This is a genomic window from Synechococcus sp. PCC 7502, from assembly GCF_000317085.1.
In the GTDB taxonomy this organism is placed as follows: Bacteria; Cyanobacteriota; Cyanobacteriia; order Pseudanabaenales; family Pseudanabaenaceae; genus PCC-7502.
In genome coordinates, this window is sequence record NC_019702.1 from 3051619 (window position 1) to 3075546 (window position 23928).

General features: G+C 40.5%; 21 protein-coding genes. 4 read left to right on the forward strand and 17 right to left on the reverse strand.

What is annotated here, in order from left to right; genetic code table 11:
- Window positions 1–151: 151 nt before the first annotated feature.
- On the forward strand, window positions 152–1081 hold the full coding sequence (locus tag SYN7502_RS15240; protein WP_041429545.1) for a hypothetical protein: 930 nt from the start codon (window positions 152–154) through the stop codon (window positions 1079–1081).
- Here the strand turns inward: SYN7502_RS15240 and SYN7502_RS15245 are convergent.
- The 6 genes from SYN7502_RS15245 to SYN7502_RS21075 all read right to left on the reverse strand — a co-directional run bounded on the left by SYN7502_RS15245 (window position 1075) and on the right by SYN7502_RS21075 (window position 8906).
- Window positions 1075–4083: an amino acid adenylation domain-containing protein gene (locus SYN7502_RS15245; protein WP_015169660.1), complete on the reverse strand. Its 3009-nt coding sequence runs from the start codon at window positions 4081–4083 to the stop codon at window positions 1075–1077. The two genes, SYN7502_RS15240 and SYN7502_RS15245, sit on opposite strands and share 7 nt — an antisense overlap.
- Window positions 4084–4174: 91 nt before the next feature.
- The gene (locus SYN7502_RS15250; protein ID WP_015169661.1) at window positions 4175–4495 is read right to left on the reverse strand and encodes an anti-sigma factor antagonist; all 321 of its coding nucleotides are present in this window, start codon (window positions 4493–4495) and stop codon (window positions 4175–4177) included.
- Window positions 4496–4546: 51 nt separating this feature from the next.
- The gene (gene glgX / locus SYN7502_RS15255) at window positions 4547–6664 is read right to left on the reverse strand and encodes a glycogen debranching protein GlgX (protein ID WP_015169662.1); all 2118 of its coding nucleotides are present in this window, start codon (window positions 6662–6664) and stop codon (window positions 4547–4549) included.
- Between the two features lie 16 nt (window positions 6665–6680).
- Complete coding sequence (locus SYN7502_RS15260) at window positions 6681–7013, reverse strand: STAS domain-containing protein (RefSeq protein WP_015169663.1); 333 nt, start codon at window positions 7011–7013, stop codon at window positions 6681–6683.
- A gap of 49 nt (window positions 7014–7062) precedes the next feature.
- Window positions 7063–8103, reverse strand: coding sequence for an AGE family epimerase/isomerase (locus SYN7502_RS21070; RefSeq protein WP_246828933.1), 1041 nt, complete (start codon window positions 8101–8103; stop codon window positions 7063–7065).
- Window positions 8104–8114: 11 nt separating this feature from the next.
- Entirely contained in the window at window positions 8115–8906 is a 792-nt protein-coding gene (locus SYN7502_RS21075) for an AGE family epimerase/isomerase (protein ID WP_246828934.1), read from the reverse strand.
- Between the two features lie 391 nt (window positions 8907–9297).
- On the opposite strand from SYN7502_RS21075, the gene folE reads away from it, so the two are divergent.
- Window positions 9298–10065, forward strand: coding sequence for a GTP cyclohydrolase I (folE, locus tag SYN7502_RS15270; protein ID WP_015169664.1), 768 nt, complete (start codon window positions 9298–9300; stop codon window positions 10063–10065).
- A 1-nt stretch (window position 10066) separates the two neighbouring features.
- On the forward strand, window positions 10067–10609 hold the full coding sequence (locus SYN7502_RS15275) for a thylakoid membrane photosystem I accumulation factor (protein WP_015169665.1): 543 nt from the start codon (window positions 10067–10069) through the stop codon (window positions 10607–10609).
- 114 nt (window positions 10610–10723) lie between these two features.
- Here the strand turns inward: SYN7502_RS15275 and SYN7502_RS15280 are convergent, their stop codons facing one another.
- The 5 genes from SYN7502_RS15280 to rne form a co-directional block, all read right to left on the reverse strand.
- The gene (locus SYN7502_RS15280; protein WP_015169666.1) at window positions 10724–10972 is read right to left on the reverse strand and encodes a hypothetical protein; all 249 of its coding nucleotides are present in this window, start codon (window positions 10970–10972) and stop codon (window positions 10724–10726) included.
- Window positions 10973–10984: 12 nt separating this feature from the next.
- A complete protein-coding gene (locus SYN7502_RS15285) occupies window positions 10985–11575 on the reverse strand; it encodes a hypothetical protein (protein ID WP_015169667.1) in 591 nt (196 codons plus the stop codon).
- Between the two features lie 16 nt (window positions 11576–11591).
- Window positions 11592–12719 (reverse strand): NAD(P)/FAD-dependent oxidoreductase, encoded by a 1128-nt coding sequence (locus tag SYN7502_RS15290; protein ID WP_015169668.1) that lies wholly within the window; start codon window positions 12717–12719, stop codon window positions 11592–11594.
- Window positions 12720–12852: 133 nt separating this feature from the next.
- On the reverse strand, window positions 12853–13134 hold the full coding sequence (locus SYN7502_RS15295; protein WP_015169669.1) for a hypothetical protein: 282 nt from the start codon (window positions 13132–13134) through the stop codon (window positions 12853–12855).
- A 2-nt stretch (window positions 13135–13136) separates the two neighbouring features.
- Window positions 13137–15293: a ribonuclease E gene (gene rne / locus SYN7502_RS15300; protein WP_015169670.1), complete on the reverse strand. Its 2157-nt coding sequence runs from the start codon at window positions 15291–15293 to the stop codon at window positions 13137–13139.
- Window positions 15294–15795: 502 nt separating this feature from the next.
- Here rne and SYN7502_RS15305 point away from each other — a divergent pair.
- Window positions 15796–17157, forward strand: coding sequence for a histidine phosphatase family protein (locus SYN7502_RS15305; protein WP_015169671.1), 1362 nt, complete (start codon window positions 15796–15798; stop codon window positions 17155–17157).
- Between the two features lie 137 nt (window positions 17158–17294).
- Here SYN7502_RS15305 and SYN7502_RS15310 read toward each other — a convergent pair whose 3' ends face one another.
- The 6 genes from SYN7502_RS15310 to SYN7502_RS21200 all read right to left on the reverse strand — a co-directional run bounded on the left by SYN7502_RS15310 (window position 17295) and on the right by SYN7502_RS21200 (window position 23549).
- Complete coding sequence (locus SYN7502_RS15310; protein ID WP_015169672.1) at window positions 17295–18794, reverse strand: UDP-N-acetylmuramoyl-L-alanyl-D-glutamate--2,6-diaminopimelate ligase; 1500 nt, start codon at window positions 18792–18794, stop codon at window positions 17295–17297.
- A 22-nt stretch (window positions 18795–18816) separates the two neighbouring features.
- The gene (locus SYN7502_RS15315) at window positions 18817–19764 is read right to left on the reverse strand and encodes a beta-ketoacyl-ACP synthase III (protein ID WP_015169673.1); all 948 of its coding nucleotides are present in this window, start codon (window positions 19762–19764) and stop codon (window positions 18817–18819) included.
- A 4-nt stretch (window positions 19765–19768) separates the two neighbouring features.
- On the reverse strand, window positions 19769–20797 hold the full coding sequence (gene plsX, locus SYN7502_RS15320; RefSeq protein ID WP_015169674.1) for a phosphate acyltransferase PlsX: 1029 nt from the start codon (window positions 20795–20797) through the stop codon (window positions 19769–19771).
- Window positions 20798–20901: 104 nt separating this feature from the next.
- Window positions 20902–22887 (reverse strand): DUF3769 domain-containing protein, encoded by a 1986-nt coding sequence (locus SYN7502_RS15325; protein WP_015169675.1) that lies wholly within the window; start codon window positions 22885–22887, stop codon window positions 20902–20904.
- Between the two features lie 9 nt (window positions 22888–22896).
- Window positions 22897–23376 (reverse strand): flavin reductase family protein, encoded by a 480-nt coding sequence (locus SYN7502_RS15330; protein ID WP_015169676.1) that lies wholly within the window; start codon window positions 23374–23376, stop codon window positions 22897–22899.
- A 38-nt stretch (window positions 23377–23414) separates the two neighbouring features.
- Window positions 23415–23549, reverse strand: coding sequence for a hypothetical protein (locus SYN7502_RS21200; RefSeq protein WP_015169677.1), 135 nt, complete (start codon window positions 23547–23549; stop codon window positions 23415–23417).
- Between the last annotated feature and the right edge of the window lie 379 nt (window positions 23550–23928).

Below are 23928 nucleotides of genomic sequence, written 5' to 3' on the forward strand. Positions count from 1 at the left end.
TTATTTGCCAACTAGAATTTTTTAACATCTGATTAAACATCATGAAAAGATTAAATTTTATTTTACGCTTTTTACAATTTGTCTTAGTACGTTTATTATTCCAAAAGTATAACTTTATTTTTAACAAACTTTTAATCATCACTTAATGTTTATGAATAACAAATTAAATAACAAATTTAAATCCTTTAATTCCTTATTGCTCAAGTTGGGATTTGCTATTTCTCTAAATCTAGTTGTTACTTTGTTAGGGGATCATGGCTTTGCTTTAGCTACCCCTAATGAGGCACAATTGGCAAATACCTTAAATAGACAGCGATCTAATTTTATTTTGTGTCCACAGGACTGCGATCGCTCTGAGTTTTATATTGGTTATAACAGAACTAATACGGTGCGTTTAGGGCAGAAGGTAGTGTCTTCAGTGATCACTAAAACTAAGTTTCTTCTGAATATCGCAAATCTAATGTTGCAAACTAAGCTGCCTAATGTGGATGTGGCGACAGTTGATAATCGTGATGGTAATTTTGTTAGCTCTATTCACAGAATTGAAAGTTTACAGATTGGATTTTCAGAAAAAAGCGAGTTATTGCAAGTTTATACTCGAATAGCTAACACGGCGGCGGAGGCAACTGTTAAGTTATTTTGGGGAGATACGTTTATAATCACTTCGTCACAATTGCCCAAGGGGACACCAGTGAAAGTCATTGTGGAAAGAGCTTTAGGTGGGTTTGGTAATCCTGTTACGGAAAATGCGTACTATCAGGCGATCGCTAAAACCTATGTTAGTCAAAGGCAGATTAGTAATTTAGATTTTTCCGTTACCAAAAAACCAGGAACGGGGGAAACAGACCAAGTTTCAGGCAAAGATACAATTAGCTATATTTTAGATACAAAAGTCGGAGAGAAGTTTACGATCGAGTCTTCTTTGCAGGTATTAGATGGCTTAAAGGGAAGTAATTCTGGCAACCAGATTCTAAATGGGGCTGACTCAGTTATGTATAAAATTAATCTGACTGATGAATTTAGGAAAAATGCCTGCTTAAAATCTGCGAGTAAGACCTTTGTTTCAGGGAGTTGTCAATGAATAGAAATTGGGTTGGGCGATCGCAAATTAGTTGGTAAATTCATGGGCTTAAATATATTTTGGAGTAAATCATGGACTGAAGGACAGCTAATTCCTAGTTCATCTAGGTCAGAGGATGTTTGGTTTTTCGTAAAATGAAATGCCCCGAGAGAACGTTGCACAAAATTAGGATGGGCTAAGGGTAAGATTAGGGGACTCAGGGAAATTCCCACATTTTGGCTAATTAATTGGTCGAGTTGTCGGTACCAAGTTTGATGAGATACCAGTTGCAGAGGATAGCCCCGTTGATTGAGCCACTGGACTAATTCAATCCACGAAATTGGTTGAGTATTTACTAAATGAAAGGCTTTTCCTGTGCTTCCTTTTACCTGAGAGAGTGTGACAATTGCCTGACTTACATAATTAACTGGTACAAGATTAACACAAGCCTCTAGGTTGGGAGCAGTTCCCATTTGGATGCAACTCTCTAACATTTTGGCGATAAAGCCATTGGAAATCAAGCCCGATGCCACGGTACCGATAATATTGCTGGGACGGTAAATGGAAATAGGGAGACTTCGGTTATAAGCTGCCATCACTAATTTTTCGGCGATCGCCTTACTTTCTGCATAGCCACTACATAAATGCACTTGTCTAATCGCATCCTGTTCTGTAATTTTTCTGATGCCAGTGGAGGGAAAAACATCTACAGTTGAAACAAAATGAACTGGTTTGATTCGATCTAAGCAGGCAAGACGGAGAACTTCTAGGGTGCCTTTGACATTAGTTTCCCTTAACAGCGTATAGGGATAGACAATATTTACCCAAGCTCCACAGTGATAAATTTGATCAATTCTCTTAGTTAGGTATTCATATTCTTGGGACGACAACCCTAATCTTGGTTCGGCTAAATCTCCTAAAACGGGAATAATTCGATCTTGCCACTGTTCCTGATATAGACACTGCTGCCGTAAATGAGTTTCAATGCGGGATAAGCCTACCTCTACAGTTTTCGCGCGAACTAAGCAATAGATTTGAGCAGAGGTTTGCTGTAATAGCTCATGGAGTAAATGCACTCCTAATATGCCTGTTACCCCAGTTAAGAGAATTGCTTGTGGTAAATCTTGAAGTGAAATGAGATCAAAAGATGATTGGGGATTAATATCTGAGGGCAGGATGGCATCATCAGGATAATCTAGGGTTGAGTGGGATGACAGGAAATGATTATTTTGATTATTGTTGTGATTAAAAGAAGCGATCGCAGTTGCTAAGTTAGCGATGGTTGGCTGCTCTAGGAAATAGGCAAAGGATACTTCGATCCCAAATACTTTAAGAAGGCGATACAACATCTGGGCAACTAATAGAGAGTCACCACCTAAATCAAAGAAAGAATCTGCAATCCCAATTTTCTCGGTTTTTAAGAAATGCTGCCAAATTTTGACTAATTGACTCTCTAACGATGTATTTGGGGGAATATAAGTATCTAATGCTGTCTTTTGCCAATTCGGTAGAGGTAAAGCATTGCGATCTATCTTCCCAGTCGGGGTTAACGGAAATTGCTCCATCACCATAAAGTAATATGGGATCATGTAATGGGGCAGTTTTTCCTTGAGAAAGTTTTTGATATGCTGTAGAGAAATTTTAGAACTAGGCTCATTGGGAATGATATGGGCAATTAGCTGTTGCTCTTCTATCACAAATTCTTGAGACACGGATTCTTGAGAAAGGGACTGTACGGAGACAATTGCTTGATTAATATCTGAATTTTCCTCTAATACTGCTTCGATTTCCCCCAATTCGATCCGAAATCCTCGTAACTTAACTTGATGATCGATTCTGCCTAAAAATTGATAATTGCCATCGGGCAACAACACTCCTAAATCACCCGTTTTATATAATCTTGTCCCAAATTGATCTGCGAAGGGATTAGGGATAAATTTTGCCTCGGTAAGTTCAGGACGGTGGAGATACTCCCTTGCCAATCCAGCCCCCGCAATATAAATTTCGCCTTCAGTACCTTGGGGTACAGGTTGATAATCGGAATTGAGCAAGTAAATTTCAGTTTCGGCGATCGCTTTGCCAATAGGTGGAATGCCCGTAAAATCCTTAGAAATAAGGGCAACCGTAGAATAGGTCGTATCTTCTGATGGTCCATAGAGATTAAAAACCTGTTGAATATGTTCTAACTGATAAAGACCATGTACAAGCTTTGCCGATAGAGCTTCTCCCGCTAAATTGATAGTAAGAACTGAAGTGGGAATCCCTTTAATCTTTAAAAGAGTAGCGATTGCCGAGGGGACTGTATTAATTAAAGTAACTGCATTAGCAAAGGGAAGATGGGGTAACTGTAAAGCATTATCAGCCAGAATTGCCTTCCCACCACAACTTAAAGTTACAAACAATTCAAAAATGGATAGATCAAAACAGATGGAAGTGGAAGCTAAAACCCCTGCCAATGTTGATTGAGGATAGAAACTTTGTGCCCAGTTAATAAATGCCACCGTACTGCGATGTTCGATCGCTACGCCCTTCGGTTTACCCGTGGAGCCAGAGGTATAGATTATATATGCCAGATTTTCGGATGTGGCGATTGAGGGTAAGTTATCAGTGGGAAACTGGGTGATCGCTTCCTGTTCTTGATCAAGACAAATCAATGGTACGGAAATTTTAGGGAAGAGACCTTGTAAGGACTTTTGAGTAAGTAAGCAAAAAATTCCAGCATCATGGATTGTAAAATTAAGCCTCTCTTGGGGATAACAGGGATCAAAGGGAACGTAACCACCACCTGCTTTAAGAATTGCCAACAAAGCAATCACCATCTCGGCAGACCGTTCTAGGCAGACTCCAATCAGCACTTCCTGTTTAACCCCCAGAGATTTAAGGTAGCTGGCTAGTTGATTAGCTCTTTGATTAAGTTCTTGGTAGGTGAGACTTCGATTTTGATCAATAACAGCGATCGCTTGAGGTTGTTCCGAGACTTGCTGCTCAAACAGGTGATGAATACAAGAACTCCGATTTTCCATGATGCTTTTGCAGAATAATTGAATAGAAATTCTATTTTATCCTCTGCATATTGTGATCTTAATGAGTTCCCTAAATAGACTCCAGTTTAAATTAATCCTCATATTTATCCACAAGAATCACGCTCTGAGCAAAGCCTGTTTTTTCCAGAGTTTCTAAAATAAATTCCTGCGCTCCCACTACATAAATATCCACATCTACTCCCATTTTTTGCTTAGAGAAAAGTAAGACCCGCAAACCTGCACTAGCCATATATTCTAAGTCATGGGCAAATAAAACTAATTTTTTTACCTTATGTTCGGCTGCCTTCTCAACTTCTACTTTTAAAACTGGGGCTGTTGCCGCATCTAATTCTCCTGCTAGGGTAATCTTGGCGACATCATCAATAATTTCTAAAGTTGCGGTAAAAGTCATGATTATAAGTCCTTGTAAATGATTAGGGATTGTCCGAAATTAAGAGAAAGTTTACTTGCCGACTAAAATCACCACAGAGCGATCGCCAACTAATAAACCCGATTGATGATCTAGCACAGGTTCAGTCCCCGGTAAATAGCTTGAAGGGAAAATTGCACCCGTATTAGCAAATATATGCCACTGCAAAGACTGAGGTAAGCTTGGGATCTCAAACCACTGCGTTTGCCAATGCATATTCATCGCCACATAAATATAATTATCCTCGACGGTTCCCCCTTTAGCATGTTTTCCACAGAGCATAAAAGCGATCGCCCGATTCTCCTCTGACCAGTCCGCATTCCAGGCTTTAGTACCATGCCAAGTAATATCAGCATAACCACTACCCACATAATCTTGATTACGGAAATGGTTAGGATTACGCAGAACGGGATGCGATCGCCGAAAAGCTATACAGTGTTTAACAAAATCTAATATGTCAGAATTTTTAGTTTGCAGATGCCAATCCAACCAACTTAGTTCATTATCGTGACAGTAGGTATTGTTATTTCCGTTTTGAGTGCGACCAACTTCATCACCCATGAGCAACATCGGTACACCTTGACTAACCATAAGCATGGCGATCGCATTTTTGATCTGACGACGACGCAGGGCATTAATCGCTACATCATCGGTTGCTCCTTCCCAACCACAGTTCCAACTATCGTTATCATTACTACCATCATTGTTATTTTCACCATTGGCTTCATTATGTTTGTGGTTATAGGAAACCAAATCCATTAAGGTAAAACCATCATGGGCAGTAATAAAATTAATTGAAGTAGCAGGAGCCCTTCCCGCCCAGGCATAGAGGTCTGGAGAACCTTGTAAACACTGAGCAATCTGTCCTACGGTGCCATCTCCCTTAAGAAATTTACGAATGCCATCTCGGTACTTACCATTCCACTCCGCCCAACGACCGTAGGCAGGGAAAGAACCCACTTGATATAATCCACCTGCATCCCAAGCTTCGGCAATCAGTTTACACTTTGCTAAAATTGGATCAAAAGCCAACGACTCTAATAATGGAGGATTTGCCAACGGATAACCCCAAGGGTCTCGTCCCAGAATCGAAGCCAAATCAAACCGAAATCCATCAATATGATACTCAGCTGCCCAATAGCGTAAACAATCTAAAACTATATTCCGCACGATAGGATTATTACAATTAATCGTATTACCACAACCACTAAAGTTAAAGTAATAACCCTCTGGAGTCATCATATAGTAGGTCTTATTATCAATACCTCGAAAAGAAATAGTCGGACCACGCTCATTTCCCTCTGCCGTGTGGTTAAAGACCACATCCAAAATTACTTCAATCCCATTTTTATGCAGTTCCTTGACAAGGTTTTTTAACTCATCAACCTGCATGCCAAATTTACCCGTAGCAGCATAACCCGCCTTCGGGGAGAAAAATCCTACGGTACTATAGCCCCAGTAATTATAGAGAGTTTCTCCTGTTTGGGGATTGGGACGGGAATTTTCAAATTCATCAAACTCGTAAACAGGCATTAACTCAACGGCATTAACACCCAATTCTTTTAGGTAGGGAATTTTATCGCGAATGCCCGCAAAGGTACCTCGATGATTTTTCTTAATTCCTGAAGATTCATGGCGCGTAAAGCTCCGCACGTGCATCTCGTAGATAATTTGATCCTCTGGTGGAATCTCTAAGGCACGGTCATTGCCCCAATCAAAATCATCAAAGGCAATTCTGCCCCGATGGTGATAAATATCCTCCCAATCAGGTGTTACCCCCCACACATCTCGCCCACCAATAATTTTGGCGTAGGGGTCTAGTAAAATTTTACTAGGATCAAACCAATGCCCCTGCTGGAAATTATTAGGACCATCCATGCGATAGCCGTACTCTAGATTTTCATAATCAAGATCAAATACAACCATGCAATAGACATTCCCAATCCGAAACTCATCGGGGAAAGGTATCTCTGCTAAGGGGGCTTTAGCATGTTTTTTAAATAAAACTAAAGTACAGGAAGTAGCATGACTGGAGAAAATGGAAAAATTCACACCCCCAGGAACTATAGTTGCTCCAAAGGGTTGTGGCTTTCCTAAGCGTAATTTAAAGCTCTCATAGGAATGAGTTGGATGAATATCAATACGTTCCATAATAGTCCTAAACTTCCTAAGCTAAAGTGGCTAAGCCCTCTTCTTGGCTTGATGTGGTAATAAAGAAATCCAAAAAACCTGTGACGGACATGGTGTCAACTAATTCTTCACTTAACCCAACTAAGACCACCTTTCCTTCTTTGGTTGTGATTTGTCGATACAGGGAAAGGAGGGTGCGTAAGCCTGCACTAGACATGTAGGGAACCTTAGTCATATCCAATAGTAAGCGAATATGGGGCTTCACCAACTCAGACACAAACTTAGTGACATCGGGGGCAGTACTGGCATCAATATCACCATCTAGCTCGACCACCTGAATTTCTCCTACGGATTTTAGTTTAATATCCATTCAGCATATCCTTTTAGTGTGGTTACTCTTAGAAATTAAGTAGTAGAAATTAAGCAGTGGGAATAATTTGAACCTTAATTTTCACTCGCTCCTGAGTATCAGGAAGTTTAACGGTTAATCCCAACGCATCAAAGTCGGCATAGGGTTGCCCATCAATTTCTACAGAGCTAATTTTAATACTACCAGGGGGCAGAATATCTGGAGAAACTCGTAAAATGCCATCGGGGAAACCTTTAGGAAATGGTTTGAAGTATAAATCTAAAGGCTGTTTGGTAATCAGAAGATTAGTATAAACTGCGGATAAATAGCATAACTCCGTAGAATGATAGGCTGACATGGAGTGAGACCCTTTATATCTCTCTGTTCCCATCAAAAATGGCGTACCATTTGCCAGAACATTAAAATAAACAGCACCGTCATCATGGTCGAGGAAGAAGGCATTATAGAATGCCGCGACCTCACGGGCATGTTTTAGATAATCTTCACTAGGCAGTAGTCCATGGAGGATTAAATAGGCAAGGACAGCCTGTTCCTGTTGCCACCAAGCTTTACGATCATGCCAGACAAAGCTAAAGAAATCTTCACCTGGTTGTTTGGTGCGTTCAACCACGTCGTACCAGCCTCCCCGTTGGCGATCGCTACCTGCTTCTGGCATTAGTTCGGCAATTTTTTGAGCAAGGGACACATAGCTATCCTTGGGTTTGAGACTTTGCATCCGCATTAAATTCCAAGCGATTTTGAGGTTATGTCCAACTACAGCCCGATTTTGCTGCCATCCCCAAGATTGATCTTTATCCCAATTTTCAAAGAATTTTTCTTGGACAAACGGGCTATTTTCATAGTCTTGGAAATACTTTTCAATGGTGTCAAAGGTGTCTTCCAACATATCTGCATATTCTTGACGACCAGTGCCTAAATACAGATTTATTAAATAGGCAGGAGCGTGATCACCGACAGAATTCCAGTTTTTACGCGCCTGATTCCGTCCCATAGATGCCGCCCGTGGGTCGAGAGTCAGAGGATCAATATGGGAAAAATAGCCGCCTTGTTCTTGATCTAAGTAAAACTTATTAAATAGATCGATAGTCATCTCCGCATCTTTTAAAATGCGTGGATCACCTGAAATTCGATAGGTTTGATTCGATAGGTTTGAATAGGTCCAGCCAAGGCATAGATTTGTTCATAGGCGGGGATGCAATCGTAGTCATCATCAAATTCAGAGGTTAACAACTTTTGTTCTCGATTTCCCGTTACCTTAACGCCGTGATACCAGTAAATTAGGTCTTCATCTGGATCATAAAACCGCATGTGGTCGCGTAGATATTCTGTCCCCAGTTCCGCCCCTTCTAAAAATCGATCTTCGCCAGTTAATAGAAATGCCGAGGCAAATCCATATACCAATCGAGAAACTGTATCTGTTTCCTGTAAGTAGTCGTCCTTTTGTTTCTCCCCCGTTAACTTCAGCATTGTGCGATATTCTCGGTAGTCAATGGGCTGATTTGGGTAATTAAATTGCCACTTTAGATATTTGTCGGCGATCGAACGGATTTGCTTAATCCACCAGTCTGGTTCTTCATGGCGGTACTTATCAGGGGCATCTCCGGGAAAAACAAGGGATTTAGCTTCAAATTTATGATCGTCTCCCTTGGGGTAAAAAACACCATAGGCAAAAATGTGTTGACCGGGCTTCAATAACTCGTTTAACTGTCCAGTGGCATCAATGTACCCTTCCTCTAAGTTTTGACTAATGCGACCATAGGTGGTTGAGCCAAGGTAGGCTGTATATTCACGTCCTTCAGAAGTTTTGATACCGAAACTTTTATCACTGCGATTAAAGTGAGTAACATAGCCTGTGATAAGGTCTGAAAAAGAAAAGGGAATCTGACTTGGCATTGTTTTTCCTAAGTAAAACTAAAATCGAGAGAATATAAGGATCGATGACAAATAGAGTTAAAAGAGTTAAGTCTTAAGGTATTTGATATTTGGAGTTAATTTTGACTTAGCTAATATCTGCTTTCCCAAAAATGTAAGTATTTTTTTATAAGTTGGCTCCACTGTTACTCTATTTTTGGGGATTAACTTAACAATACTATGCTCCCAGCTTTTTAAACAATTTTCCATAAGTTAGAATGGCTGTAGAGATTAAGTTCTATGTCAGATTCCTACAAATTGTTTTAGAATTTAATAGTTACCTGACAATTTACCTATAAATTAGGTTTACAGTGAACATTATCCGAAACCTTAGATTTAGAGTTTAGTCAAAAACTCAAAGTACGTAAGCAACATGACAACATCTCCAACTCGATCGCCTGCTGTCAAGAATACTGATAAAGACTCTAAAAATGATAATAATATTCTATCAATCAGTGCCAAAAAACCAATTTCTCACACTATTAGGGAAAGACTAGAGATTGCAGGTGCGCCATACCTTGCCAATGATTCTATTGCTGATCATTTATCAGATGCGGAGCGAGAAGAGTTAAAGCTAGAGATTGAAGGTAAGTTGCAGAGCCTATTTGACTCCATGATCATAGATACAAAAAATGATCACAATACCCGTGAAACTGCCCATCGTGTTGCCAAGATGTATGTGGATGAAGTATTTAAGGGACGTTATCACCCCATGCCCAAGGTTACAGATTTTCCTAATGCCAAAGAATTAGATGAAATTTATACCCTCGGTCCAATTACAGTGAGGTCTGCCTGTTCTCATCATTTTGTGCCGATTGTTGGGCAAGCTTGGGTGGGAATTTTACCTAGCGATCGCGTTATTGGCATTTCTAAGTTTAATCGCATTATTGATTGGGTGCTGAGTCGTCCCCATATCCAAGAAGAAGCTGCAGTTATGGTTGCAGATATTATTGAAGACCTAATTAAGCCCAAGGGTATAGCGTTTGTGATTAAGGCACAACATATGTGTATGAGTTGGCGTGGGGTTAAAGAACCAGAAACTCGGATGGTTAACTCGGTAGTTAGAGGGGCATTTAGGGCTGATCCCTACCTCAAAAAAGAATTCTTTGACCTAATTCGTTCCCAAGGTTTTGGCGAATAGTATGAAACGTATTTGGCTTTGTTTAGTTTTAGTTGTATTAGTTGGAATATTAGGGTTTTCTAGTCCTACCTCTGCTAGTCTCCGAGACGATCGCTACGATGGCAATATTTTTGCTTTGTATGGAGGCAATGGTTCCCTAATTCCGCCCAGAGTTACTCTATCTCAGTCATTAAATGAGTTAAATCGTCCTGCACTATTAGTGTTTTATGTAGATGATAGCTCTGACTGTAAACTCTATACCCCTTTGCTCAATCAAGTTCAGGCTTTCTATGGCAAAACCATCAGTATTATTCCCGTTATTGTGGATAGCCTAAAGTTAGATCAACCCACTACTGATCCAACCCAAGAGGCGTTTTACTATCGAGGATTTGTACCGCAAACTGTGCTTATTAGTAGCGATCGCCAAGTAATGTTTGATCAAGAAGGTAAACCAGATTTTGAAGATTTAGAAATACCCATTCGTAAAGTGCTTAATTTACCGCCCAAGGTTACCACTCAACAACGAGATGCTAAGGTCAGACAAATTAATGAGGTTAATCCTTAGTTATTAAAAAAGTTAGAGCCTATTTAATGATTAAGAAATACGTTGGGGTGTCGGGCTGCTCCCCTATAACCCGTACTATATAAACCCACAAAAGACTGTATTAAAAATAAAAAGCTACTTTGCTTTGTTTTGAAAGTTATTTTGTAACTTGCCAATGATCCCGCTTAAAATTGCTCCCGCCATCATAATCCCCAGTACAGGCTGAATTAAGGGCTGCCATAACGACTGCCACACAGATAAGCCTAAATGTAGATGTAGCTGCTCAGCAATTACTGCTGCCATAAACCATGCAAAAAAGAAAAATACCAGAAATAAATCCAGCATTAGTGCTTTATTCAACCAAAATCCTAATTTATCGATCATAATTTACGTTTTTTATGCCTTATAGTTTACCTTCTGAGTCTGGACTTTTTCTAACTTTTGCTGAAGATCGAAATCCTCAGGGTCTTGCGAAATTTTGAACTTTAAGTAGTCAATAATTAAATCTAGAGTATTACAGGCTCTTTTATCTAAAAAATCTGTCAGTTCTTGATTAAGTTCGGAGTCTTCAGGACCGTTAGTGATTTCTTGTTCTAAGTGGGCAATGATTAAATCAAGGGTTTTACGTTCTGATACTTTAATCTTAAGGAAAGTAGCGATCGCCTGCATAATTTTGTCCATATCTACCAATTCTGCCCAGTCATAGGAAATAGATATAGATTGATTATTAGCCAATAATAGACTAATCCAAACCATCATGTATGTGGAAACTTCAAAATCATTATCGACAACCAGATGTAATTCCTGAATGTCTGATAAAGCGATCTGAGTTTTAGTAAAAAGGTTGTGATTAATAGTTAAAGTATTTTGGGACTTGTCAAACTTGAATGTACGCCCCACTACAGTCAATAATACCGATGACCATAGATTGGTGGGAAGGCGATCGCAAATTACTAACTGAGTCTGATCCTGCTGAAAAATATACATACGACAAAGAACATAATTAAGTTTTTAATTGTTGCTTTTGCCAAGGTAAGTCACTGGTTCCCTCTAAGATTAAGTCTTTAACAATTTGAGCCGTAACTGGTGCCATGAGTACGCCATTGCGAAAATGCCCCGTGGCAACTAAGGTGTTTTTGAGATTGGGAATAAAGCCAATGATCGGTGAACCTTGGAATTTAGGTCGAGGGCGATCACCTGCCCAAGTTGATAATATTTTAGCCTTAGCAAAAGCGGGACAAAAACCTATAGCTTGCTCTAATAGTAAATCTACATTCTCAGCCCTTGGTAAAACCTCATAATCAAATTCGACCGTGGCACCGATCAGATATTGATCATTCCCCGCGGGGACAATATTCACATCTTCACAGTGAAGTACACTTTTTAAATCAGTTTGCCAATTAGTTTTTAGTTCGGCTGGGGGTAAATAAACTTGAATTGCCTGTCCTCCCACGGGAAAAAGTACATCGGGTTTAGTTTTAGATTTAAGAACTTGTTGAATTAATGGACTAGAACCTAATCCTGCAGCAAGAATCACCCAGTCAGGAGCCAATTGATCCAACTCATTCAAGTTATGAACAGGGTGATCGCATTTAAACTCAACGCCATTTAATTTAGCGGCGGTAACTAATGCTTGAAGCAGAATATGAGGATTAACTGATCGATCATCAAAGCTATGTAAGCCTACTTTTGCCTGAAATTGGGGATATTGCGATCGCAAACGACTTCCATCTATCCACTCCATCCGAAATCCTTGAGATGCTCTAAGGGCAATTAAAGCCTTCCACTTATCCTCCAGATCACCTTCCAGATTATTGATCAGCATAAAAATGCCGTGGCGATTATAGGGAATATCAATCCCAGTTTTTGCCTCTAATTCTGGGACTAAGCTTTCATACCTGCGCAAACTAGTTAAACGTAAATTTGTTAAAGCCCCATTGTGATTAGTAGTGATACTACAGGCTGCCATCATGACTCCTAAAGCAGATTTGGTCGAACCCTGACCCACTTCAGATTGAGCTTCCAAAACAGTAATGTTTAAATTAGCAATTCCTAACTTAGAAACTTGACTGAGTTCATAGGCGATCGCTGCACCGATAATACCAGCCCCAACGATAATAATTTTGATCATACTTATAGTACTTACGCAGTATAAAAGAAAAATCTAGGTTTAATAGGGGTTTGGGGCTTTACCCCAATTGAGGGCGTAGCCCTCAAACTCCCTTCCATTAGTACTTTGCAAATTTGAGTGCGTAAGTCCTAACTTAATTAGATTGCCAGATTACATCTCGCCATTGGAGCAAAAACTCAGCAATTTTTAAAGCTTGAGACTGATTAAAAAACGGCAAACCCATCCTTTCAATTACCATCCACTCCATGTATACGAGGATTTCTGATATTTTACCCGCCTTAGTACGGACAAAGAGTTCGGGGATGTATCCTTTGTATTCATCTCGTGCTTCGGGATGCCAAGCAATACCAATTGGATCCCAGAGGTAATGTACGACTTCATCTATGACAATCATTAGCTCTTGATCTTTATCCATAACTAGGATCGAGTACGCTTACGCCGTGATGCAGCAGGGGACTGAATTTTAACTTCCGCAATTTCCTCTTGATCATTTTCTGGCTTATTTTCCAGATTTTCTTCGACAACTTCAATGGGCTTTTGAATTACTGAATCTGTCACATCTATAGGCTCTAAATCCACAGGTTCTAAATCCAGATTTGGAGTGAACTTAGTTTCTGATTCGGATTGGGATTCAGTTAATATCCGTTTTTCGGTTTTTGTCGGTTTTGCAGGTTTATCTGTAGATTTATTAAATGCGATCGCTTCCTCAATTTCAAACTTGGGCGTGTAGCTATCAGATACAATATTAGTCTCAGGCAGATCCGCAGGTGCTTCTACCATAGGCGTATTTCTGACGACAGTACCAGGTAAAGCTACCGACACGATCGCCGATTTTGTATCTTTAATTTCCCGATTGATCAAGACTAAAGGTGAAATTCCCATGAGGGCATAGACTTCCTGTTCCTCGGTTGTCATTTCCACGGTGATCAGTTCTGGTGCCTCTAGCTTTGGACGTGGTACTGCCCGTTTGACTTTTTCAGAGATTACTTCGACCACAGGGTCAACTTCGACTTCACTGACTACAGGAATAGCAGGCAGTTTAAGTTCCTTAGGCTCAGAGCGCTTGGGTTTTTCTCTGCTTTCTCTAACTAGTTCTCGTACTTGATCTCTACCTTGATCTATGGCAGTAGAGTTGCGATCATTACCATTGCGTTCATTATCACGCGATCGCCGCCGCCGTCTAGAGCCATTGCGATCGTTATAGCTAGGATGGCTGATTAAATTAGCTTCCGTACCTCCACTTAAGTCTGAAAAAGTATCATCACTACTCGCATCTAAATCAAGCTTAGTCGAAATCCGTAAGTCCCTAGGTAATGCTTCGGCGGACTGTAAAGCACTTTCACCTGGCAAGTGAACCAAATGTCCTAAACCGTTACAGGTGGGACAAGGGCGACCAAATAGCTCATAGATACTTTGTCCTTGGCGTTTGCGGGTTAACTCCACTAAGCCTAATTCAGTAAGTTGGGCAATTTGGGGACGAGATTTATCTGACTGTAATGCCTTGGTAAATTCCTGCAGTAGTTGCATTTGATCACGGCGATTATCCATGTCGATAAAATCAACCACAATTACACCCGCAATATTGCGTAACCGCAGTTGTCGAGCTACTTCTACCGCAGCCTCACAATTTGTCCATAGTACGGTTTCACGGGAAGTTTGAGATTGCGTAAATGAACCAGAGTTAACATCAATGACAGTTAAAGCCTCAGTCGGCGCAATGATAATATATCCACCCGAAGGTAAATCTACCCTTGGGCGTAGGGATTCACGGATAGCGGCATTAACCCGAAAGTACTCCAAAATAGAAGTTCGTTCCTTATGTAGGTCGATCGCAATACTGGCAGGAATATTGCCATCTGCCCAACTAAGTAAATGCTGCTTAACCCGTTTTAGCCCTTCGTTGGTATCAGTAACAATGCGATTAACATCATCGGAATAGGTATCCCGTAGTACCTTTTGAATAAAATCATTATCCCGATTTAATAAATTAGGATGACGGGTGGTATTTGCTTCCTGTTGAATGGCTTCCCATTGTTTTTGCAAGTTACCCAAGTCTTCAATAATCATTTCTTCAGGCATATCCTCTGCCTCGGTGCGGATTAATAAACCCATACCCGATGGCTTAGTTAAAATTCCCAAGGCTCTTAGTCGATTACGTTCCGCCTCGTTTTTTATGCGCTTAGATAGGCTAACCCCACGACCAAAAGGCATTAACACCACATACCGACCAGGCATGGAGATATTACCCGTTAGCCTTGGACCTTTGTTCCCCGTTGGCTCTTTCATCACCTGAACTAGTACTCTTTGTTTGGGAGTCAGTAGTTCACTAATTGAGCCACCCGATCGCCTAAGTTTTAATGGTCCTAAATCGGTAATATGAATAAATCCGTTGCGATCGCCATCCCCAATATTGACAAATGCAGCATCAATACTGACAAGGATATTTTCGACAACTCCCATGTATATATCACCGACTTGATGGGTACCTGTGGCTACAATAATCTCTTCAATCCGATCTTCACTAAATACAGCAGCCGTTCTGTACTGCTCCGCAATAATAATTTGCTTGGGCATCCAAGTTCCTCAAATGTTTTTAAACAGGTTTTGATTAATCCAAAAAGCCTAAGAATATAGCTAGATACTTTTTAAACTAGATACCCTTTAAAGTAGAAAAATATCCAGAAAAAATATCTAGTTGATTAAAAACTACCCATGCAGGTCTATACATCTGTAACATCTTCAGCTTCTAGGACTAAATACTTAGAAGATAGCTGTGTTAAAGGAGTATGTGGAAAGCTCTGCTGTGTTTGGCAAAACTGATACTCAAGATGCTAGTGACTTATAGTAAGGTGCTTGGGCACAATTTGGGAAATTTCCAATTAGACAAGCGCAATCTAATTCTTAGACCGAATGCTTAATTTATGAACAAACAATTAACATCACTGAGCTTTTGTTTGGTTAGCACTCTTAGGAAATATTATATCCTAATATCCTAGGATTTGACTATCACTGATTTTTTTAGATGTGGTGATGACTAGATTTCCGATAATATAGTTGTGCAAGTTCTAGCTAAATTTTGGAGTTTTATCTGATTACTCGTGTTATTTTAGTCCGTCATGGAGAAAGTACTTCTAATAGTGCTGGAATGGTGCAAGGTCGTGGCAATAGTGATCGGCCCGATTTACAACCACCACTAACTCAGAAGGGACAACAACAGGCAAAACTAGCTGGGCTAGCTTTGGCAAACTTAGCTATAGATACGGCTTATTGTAGCCCCCTTGTCAGGGCTAATCAAACAGCAAACTTGATCTTAGAAAATAGATCAATCAACTTAAATACTCACGAAAATCTACGGGAAATTAATTTACCGCAATGGGAAGGTCTAACCTTTGGTGAGGTGCGATCGCAATATCCCGAACAATACAATAATTGGCACCATGCCCCAGAGCAGCTAGAGATGTCCCGACCAACGGGGGAGAAATTTTATCCTGTTTTAGATTTATTTGAGCAGGCACAATCAGTCTGGGCGGAAATTTTACCTAAACATGATGGGCAGACAGTTTTACTTGTGGCACATAGCGGTATTAATCGAGCTTTAATTGCCTCCGCCTTGGGCATCGCCCCATCCCGTTACCATTATCTGCATCAATCTAACTGTGGTATTAGTATTTTGAATTTTAGGCAATCAGGCGAGACCTATACTGCCCAATTAGAGTCTTTAAATTTAGTTAGTCATTTACAAGCGATCAGTGGCGATGTTTTACCCCCGACCAAAAAAGATCATGCTGGTATTAGATTGTTATTAGTTCGTCATGGTGAAACCAACTGGAATCGAGATCAACGCTTTCAAGGACAAATTGATATTCCCTTAAATACTACAGGCGAGCAACAGGCACAAAAAGCCGCCGACTTTCTAGCACAGGTAAAAATTAATCAAGCCTTTAGTAGTTCGATGTTGCGTCCGAAACAAACTGCCGAGATTATCCTCACTAAACATCCCCACCTTTCCCTACAGTTAACCGATTTACTCAAAGAAATTTCCCACGGCAAATGGGAGGGCAAATTAGAAACAGAAATTGAAGCCGAGTTTCCCGGAGAGTTACAAAGATGGCAAAGTACACCTGAATCTGTGCAAATGCCTGAAGGTGAAAACTTAAATGATGTATGGGCAAGGGTAAAAATAGCTTGGCAACAAATTATTGATGCTGTACCCCAGGGAGAAACGGCAATGGTGGTCGCCCATGATGCGGTCAATAAGGCAATTCTTTGTCAGTTATTTAATCTAAGTCCTGCTAGTTTTTGGGCATTTAAGCAGGGTAATGGGGCAGTATCAGTGATTGATTACCCCCATGGAGATGTGCCAGTCCTGCAATCTATGAATATTACTACCCATTTATCTAATAGTGTCTTGGATAGTACAGCCGCAGGAGCTTTATAGGTTATTGACATGGCAACTCTAGGCTGATAATGCGAGACTACGCACACTCAGAACTTGATTGAGGATATTAAGTATGTTTTCATCGGTAATAATGGCACTACCAAATACCGATAGATTGAATTATAGAGACAGTATATTTATCTGGCTTGTAAAGCAATTTTGGCTTCCTCTCGATCATCAAAATGGATTTTCTCAGTACCAATAATTTGATAATCTTCATGTCCTTTACCTGCTATTAAAACTGTATCTCCAGCCTCTGCTTTGGCGATCGCTTCTTTAATACAAATTCTCCGATCTATTTCTACCTTCGCATTTACCTGTTCAGGAACTCCCTTAAGAATATCTTGAAGAATCAATTCGGCATTTTCAGTGCGAGGATTATCGGAAGTGATATAAACCCGATCCGCTAACCGTGCGGCAATTTCTCCCATAATTGGTCTTTTTGTCCGATCACGATCGCCGCCACAACCGAACACACAAATCAATTCTCTTTTTGTAAATGGACGCATTGCCTTCAGTAAATTCTCTAGGCTATCGGGAGTATGGGCATAGTCCACAACCACCGTAATATCTTGATCTTCACTAATTTGCACTTGCTCGACTCGACCTGGCACACTCTTAAATTTGGGTAATCTCTCCACTATTTCTCTTAAGCTAATACCTAATTCTACAGCCGTAGCGATCGCTGCTAGGACATTAGCTAAATTAAAACTACCCACTAAAGGCGAACTAAACGCTATGGCACCAAGGGGTGTATGTAAAGTCGCAGTTACACCATTAGAACTATAGGTAAGATTATCAGTGAAAAAATCCGCCTCAGAATTAGTTAAGCTGTATGTCCATACGGGTTGTTTACGAGATCGACAATCTGCTATTAACCGCACACCATAGGCATCATCGAGGTTAATAACTGCTTTCCCTTTCAGATAATCGGGAGTGAATAATAAAGCCTTCGCTTGAAAATAATCTTCTAAATTCAGATGATAATCTAAATGATCTTGAGTGAGATTAGTAAAAACCGATACGCCAAAGGGACAAGTCCATACCCGCCGTTGAGCCAAAGCATGGGAACTAACTTCCATTACCATCACTTCTTGATTTTGATCCACAGCCTGCTTAAATTGTGCCTGTAAATCTACAGCAAAGGGCGTAGTGTGAGTAGAAATATGTTCGTAGCCTTGCCAACGGGTATAGAGAGTTCCCATTAAACCAGTGGCATATTTATCTTTTAGTAAAAATTCAATGAGGTGAGTAGTCGTAGTTTTCCCGTTTGTTCCAGTTACACCTACTAATTTCAGTTTTTGGACTGGATGATCATAAAAACTAGCAGCAATCTCAGCACAGGCAGTAATAACATCGGGAACGGCGATAACTTGAGGATGGGGTTCTAAGTTACTAGAGCGATCGATAATGGCAGCGATCGCTCCGTTTGCTAATGCTTGGGATACATATTGACTACCATCTGCCTTACTTCCGATCATGGCAATAAATAAATCCCCTGCTTGAACAATGCGCGAATCAGTAACTATTCTCAGGATCAGGTCGTTATCATAACTGGAATTTTGAACTTGATTTTTATATCCTGCTCCACTTAAAAGTTCTGATAATGGAACTCCATCAATAAACTGTATAGACATTTTTATTTCCCCTGATGTATTCTTAGCCCCACTTAAATACCGCTGCACCCCAACTTAATCCCGCCCCAAATCCTGATATGGCAATGGTATCGGAGGTTTTGATTTTATACGATCGTACCGACTCGTCTAAGGCTAAAGGAATTGAAGCGGCAGAGGTGTTGCCATAGTTACTTAAATTAGTAATTACTTTTTCAGGCGCAAAGCCCATGCGTGATTGGACAGCGTCTAAAATTCGTTGGTTAGCCTGATGCAGAATCAGCCAATCTATATCACCAACAGTTAAATTTGCCCGAAATAAAGCCTTATCTAATACTTCTGGTACAGACTTTACGGCAAACCGATAAACTTCACCGCCATTCATCGTAATATGCTCATAACCTGTAGAACCATGACTCAGATTTAGTAAGGGATTCCCTTTGCCATCGCTGCGGAGTTCAAACCCCAAAAGATATTTTTGTTCCGATGCTTGTAAAACCACTGCCCCTGCTCCATCACCAAATAGGATACAAGTACGGCGATCGCTCCAATCTACCCAACGAGATAAAACATCGGCACCAATTAGTAAAATATTGCGGTACGTACCAGTCTGAATAAATTGTGAAGCAGTAACTAAACCAAATACAAACCCTGAACAAGCGGCACTCAAGTCAAAGGCTACGGCTTTTTCTGCCCCTAAAAGATACTGCACCTGAGCGGCAGAACCGAATAGATCATCTGGACTAGAAGTTGCCAGAATAATTAAATCTAAATCCTCTGCTTCTATACCTGCCATAGCGATCGCTTGTTTTCCCGCCACAGTTGCCAAGCTGGCTAAGGATTCTTGATCAGAAGTTATCACTCGCCGTTGACGGATGCCCGTGCGTGAGGCAATCCACTCATCTGATGTTTCAATGGTTTGACTTAATTCATCATTAGTAATAATGCGCTGGGGTAAAGCCGAACCGCTACCAATTATTCTGACTCCATTCATATAATTATTCTGTAACAGCGTTGAGTTCCTTAATTTGGGTACGAATGCGCTCTAAAACTTGATTTTCTACGGCATCTTTTGCTACTCGAATGGCATTGCAAATACTGGAAGCTTTAGAACTACCGTGGGCGATTATACAAACTCCATCCACACCCAATAGTAACGCTCCGCCATACTCGTTATAGTCCATTCTTTGTTTAACCTGTGAAAGATTAGGACGTAAAAATAATAACCCTAGCTTACCCCACCAACCCCTTGGAAGTTCTTCTTTAAGGATTTGCATTGCTACTTTGCCCACACCTTCAGCAAACTTAAGTAATACATTACCCATAAAACCATCACAGACCACCACATCAAAGTCACCTGACATCACATCTCGACCTTCAGCATTACCTGAAAAGGGAATTTGGGGATTATCTTGCAAATTTTGATGCACTTTAACCGCTAAATCATTACCCTTAGATGGTTCTTCCCCAATATTTAAAAGTCCGAGCTTAGGATTTTCCACACCCAGGGCATAGCGACTGTAAAGCAATCCCATCATGGCAAATTGTTCCAAAAACTTGGGACGACAATCCACATTGGCACCTACATCTAATAATAAAACTGGTTTACGGGGAATTAAAGTTGGTAATAATGCCCCGATCGCAGGTCGATCAATTCCTTTTAATCTGCCTAACCTTAATAATGCTGCTGCCATTGCTGCTCCCGTATGTCCTGCGGCAACTACCCCGTCGGCTTTATGTTTCTTGACCAGTTCCATCGAGATGGCGATCGAAGATTTAGGTTTACGCCGTAACGCTTCTAGGGGTTCTTCGTGCATATCGATCTGCCCTTCGGCGGGGACAATTTCAATGCGATCGCTTAATTTATGATGATGTTGTTTTAAGTAAGCAGAAATCTTGGCTTCATCACCCACTAAGAGAATATCGATATCAAATTTTGCTTGAGCCATCAAAGCTCCCGCAATTATTTCACTTGGGGCATAATCCCCACCCATAGCATCAACTGCAATCCGCACGTTAAGTTCCATTACTAGCTAATCTGCCCAAGATTTTAGCAGTTTAGGTTACACTGCCCCAAACATAATTCCCAAACATAATTCAGTGTTAGCTGGGATTGCACAATACTGGGTATTTATCTCCGTTCTAAGCCACCTGTTACGGGAGTTACATCAGAGCTAGAGTCATTGCTGGAATCATTCCAATTAAAGTCACTGATCCGAAAAACAAGTTCGCCAATTTCACGGGTGGGGTTATAGCGAATCACAATGGCATAGGTGCGGCGATCATACTGCAAGCTATAGTTTGAATCTACAATCCTTCCTGAAACTGGATTCCATGATTGTTCAATGCCCACGCGAAATGGACCATAGACTTGCTGCACAATCCCAAAGGTAAAGACCTGTGGATCAGCGATACGATCAAACAGAAATGGAGACCTGCCACCGACGATACCTTGGGTATAGCTAATATTAATCTTGGTATAGTCGAAATAGGGCTGAGCAAAATTGCCAAATACACCTACAACTCCTACTGTGGCTGAGAGATAACTTTGATAGTCTCCACTGGAGTAAAAGGCGTAGTTACCTGCAACACCTAAAAAGGCATCAAAGCTTGGTGTAACTGGTTCGGGTAGATATTTTAAACCCGTTTCACGCTCTGCAGGTAGGGCTGTACCTCGCCATAGGGGAAATGATCGACTTAGGGCTGTGGCTCCTTGTAGTCTGGCTAAACTGGCGACAACTATGGGTTGGGAATCACTGCGATCGCTATCAGCACCTATATATTGCGCGCCGACTTGGTAACTAAAATTAATGCCACTATCACCTAAGACATAATTGGGTGAAAATAAATTAACACCCAAGGAGTTGCTTACATCTTGAAAACCTAATGAACCATTAAATAGGCGATCGCGATAGGCATATTGAGCTACTAAGATATGATCCCCCAGCACAGGACGACTGTACTGAATATTTGCTCTTAATTGATTTTCAGCATTAGCTAAATTTAATCCCGATAGGGTAGCACGACCCGTGAAAAATTGGGAATCGGGTAAAATCGCATCTAGTTTGGCAACTACTCCGAGGATATTGGCATCTAGTAGATTTCCTTCTAAACCTCTTTGTAAAAAGATTTGTGGTGAGACCTGAAAGCTAATATTAGGTTCAGTATAGGCATTAAAGTTTTGCTGATAAAAAAATCCACCGCCGTCCCGCCGATCAAACCCAATCCGTACGGGAAAAGATCTCTCAAACCGATCTAAAACTATGCTGTTAAAGGGAACTGGTAGGGTTAAGCCCTGATCAAAAACAAGGGTGGGAGACTCGGAATCAAGGCGATCTTGGGTAGGGGTAATCTTAGTTAGGGTGGCTTTGTTAGCACGAATTTCCAGTTCAGGAGGATCATAGGGATCGTTAGTAACCTTAAGATTTTCGGCTGTCCAAGTGTCTCCATCTAGGAATATCTTGTCAGCTTTAAACCGCACCCGACTAATAGCTTTACTTACAGTTGCAGAACTACTATCCCCAAACACATTAATAATCGAAGACCTAGACCCTAAATCTGAAGGGAGGCGATTCACTCTGCTGCTTAAATTATTTAAGTCGAGAAAACCAGAGGCATTACTGAAAGAGCCTTTGCTGCTACCATAGTTATAGGACAGAGTGCTACCTCTAAGGCGTTGATCGCCCCTTTGCAAAAATACATTACCCTCCGCCGTAGCTTCCTTAGTAATTAAATTGAGCTTAACTACATCGGCTTTAAGTTCAGTATTGAGATATTTAACCGTAACGTTACCTGTAGCTGTGAATATTTGCTCTTTGGCATTATATTCTTGGCGATCGGCAATAACGTTAACTATCTCTCCCGTTGGTGTTGATGCAACTGGATTTGTTGATTGTGGAAGCGACTGTGGATCGAGCTTAACTGCTCCCGCTTGGGCGGTCAAGTTATACCTTGAAAATTTTAAGCTGGGAATGTTACCCATGAATGAACGCAGCGCATTCTCTACTTCAGGAATTTTGGAGACATTGGTCTGATTTCTTGGAACCGCAGCAGCAACAAGATGATAGTTGGTAGGGATGGTAACTTGATAAAAATTAGTAGGGGCGGTATAGAGCATGTACTGATGCTAGTACTTGAATCCGTTTTTACGGGTATGGATTGCAGGTTCACTATCGCTTAATCTTTCACCCCCAATAATTTGGGCTAAAACTAAGTTATGGTCGCCAGTATCCACTACCTGAGTAACTTTAGCATCTAAATAAGCAATCGCTTCTTGTAAATAGGGTTGTCCACTGGGGGCGATCGCTGTGGGAACCTCAGCTAAAGGATTGATTTCTGGATCAAAACCCTTAGCAAAATATCCAACTAGTTTCCCCTGACCTTTGCCTAAAATATTAATTACCACTGGACTTCCAACTGTAAGTAGGGCAGATATGGGTCTTTCCTTGGAGACGACAATACTGACAGATGGTGGCGTAAACCCCGCTTGCTGTACCCAAGATGCCAGCATGACATGATTTTTTTGATCTTGACTTGTGGTTACAACAAATAGTCCACTGGAGACAGAGCCAAGTGCTGATCCCACAGTCTCTAAGTTTTCAGACATTATTTAATATTTAATTTATATAAGTTTAGTTAAGTTATTTATCGGTAGGCAGTATTTAAACCCCACCAAATTAAGAAAGCAATACCACTGAGAATAACTATTGCAGAAAGGAACAAAATGATGGGCTTATCCGCTCCATCGAACTTCATAATGCCACGGTTAAAGTCTGACATAACTAAAAATTAACTCCGTAATTACATCTTATTTATATCTAAACATCTCATCGACAATATACTAACCCAATTAAACCAAATCCCTGTGAAATATCCACTAGAAAATTATTTACTTTTATGGCGGGTTTGATCGGAGTTTCACGACTGTGATACTTCATACATGCAGTCAATAGTAAATACGAGTCTCTCTAAATTATAAAAAGACTCGTATTGAGTCTCGAAAATTAATAATTAAGAATAGGCTGGGACATCCAATCTTTCTTATGTGTACAATACGAGTCTCTTTATAAGTCTTATATTGAGTATCGTATTTCTATTCGTAATATTGTAATTGATTAATTCAGGACTTACGCAGTGTAAAAGAAAAACCTAGATTGTT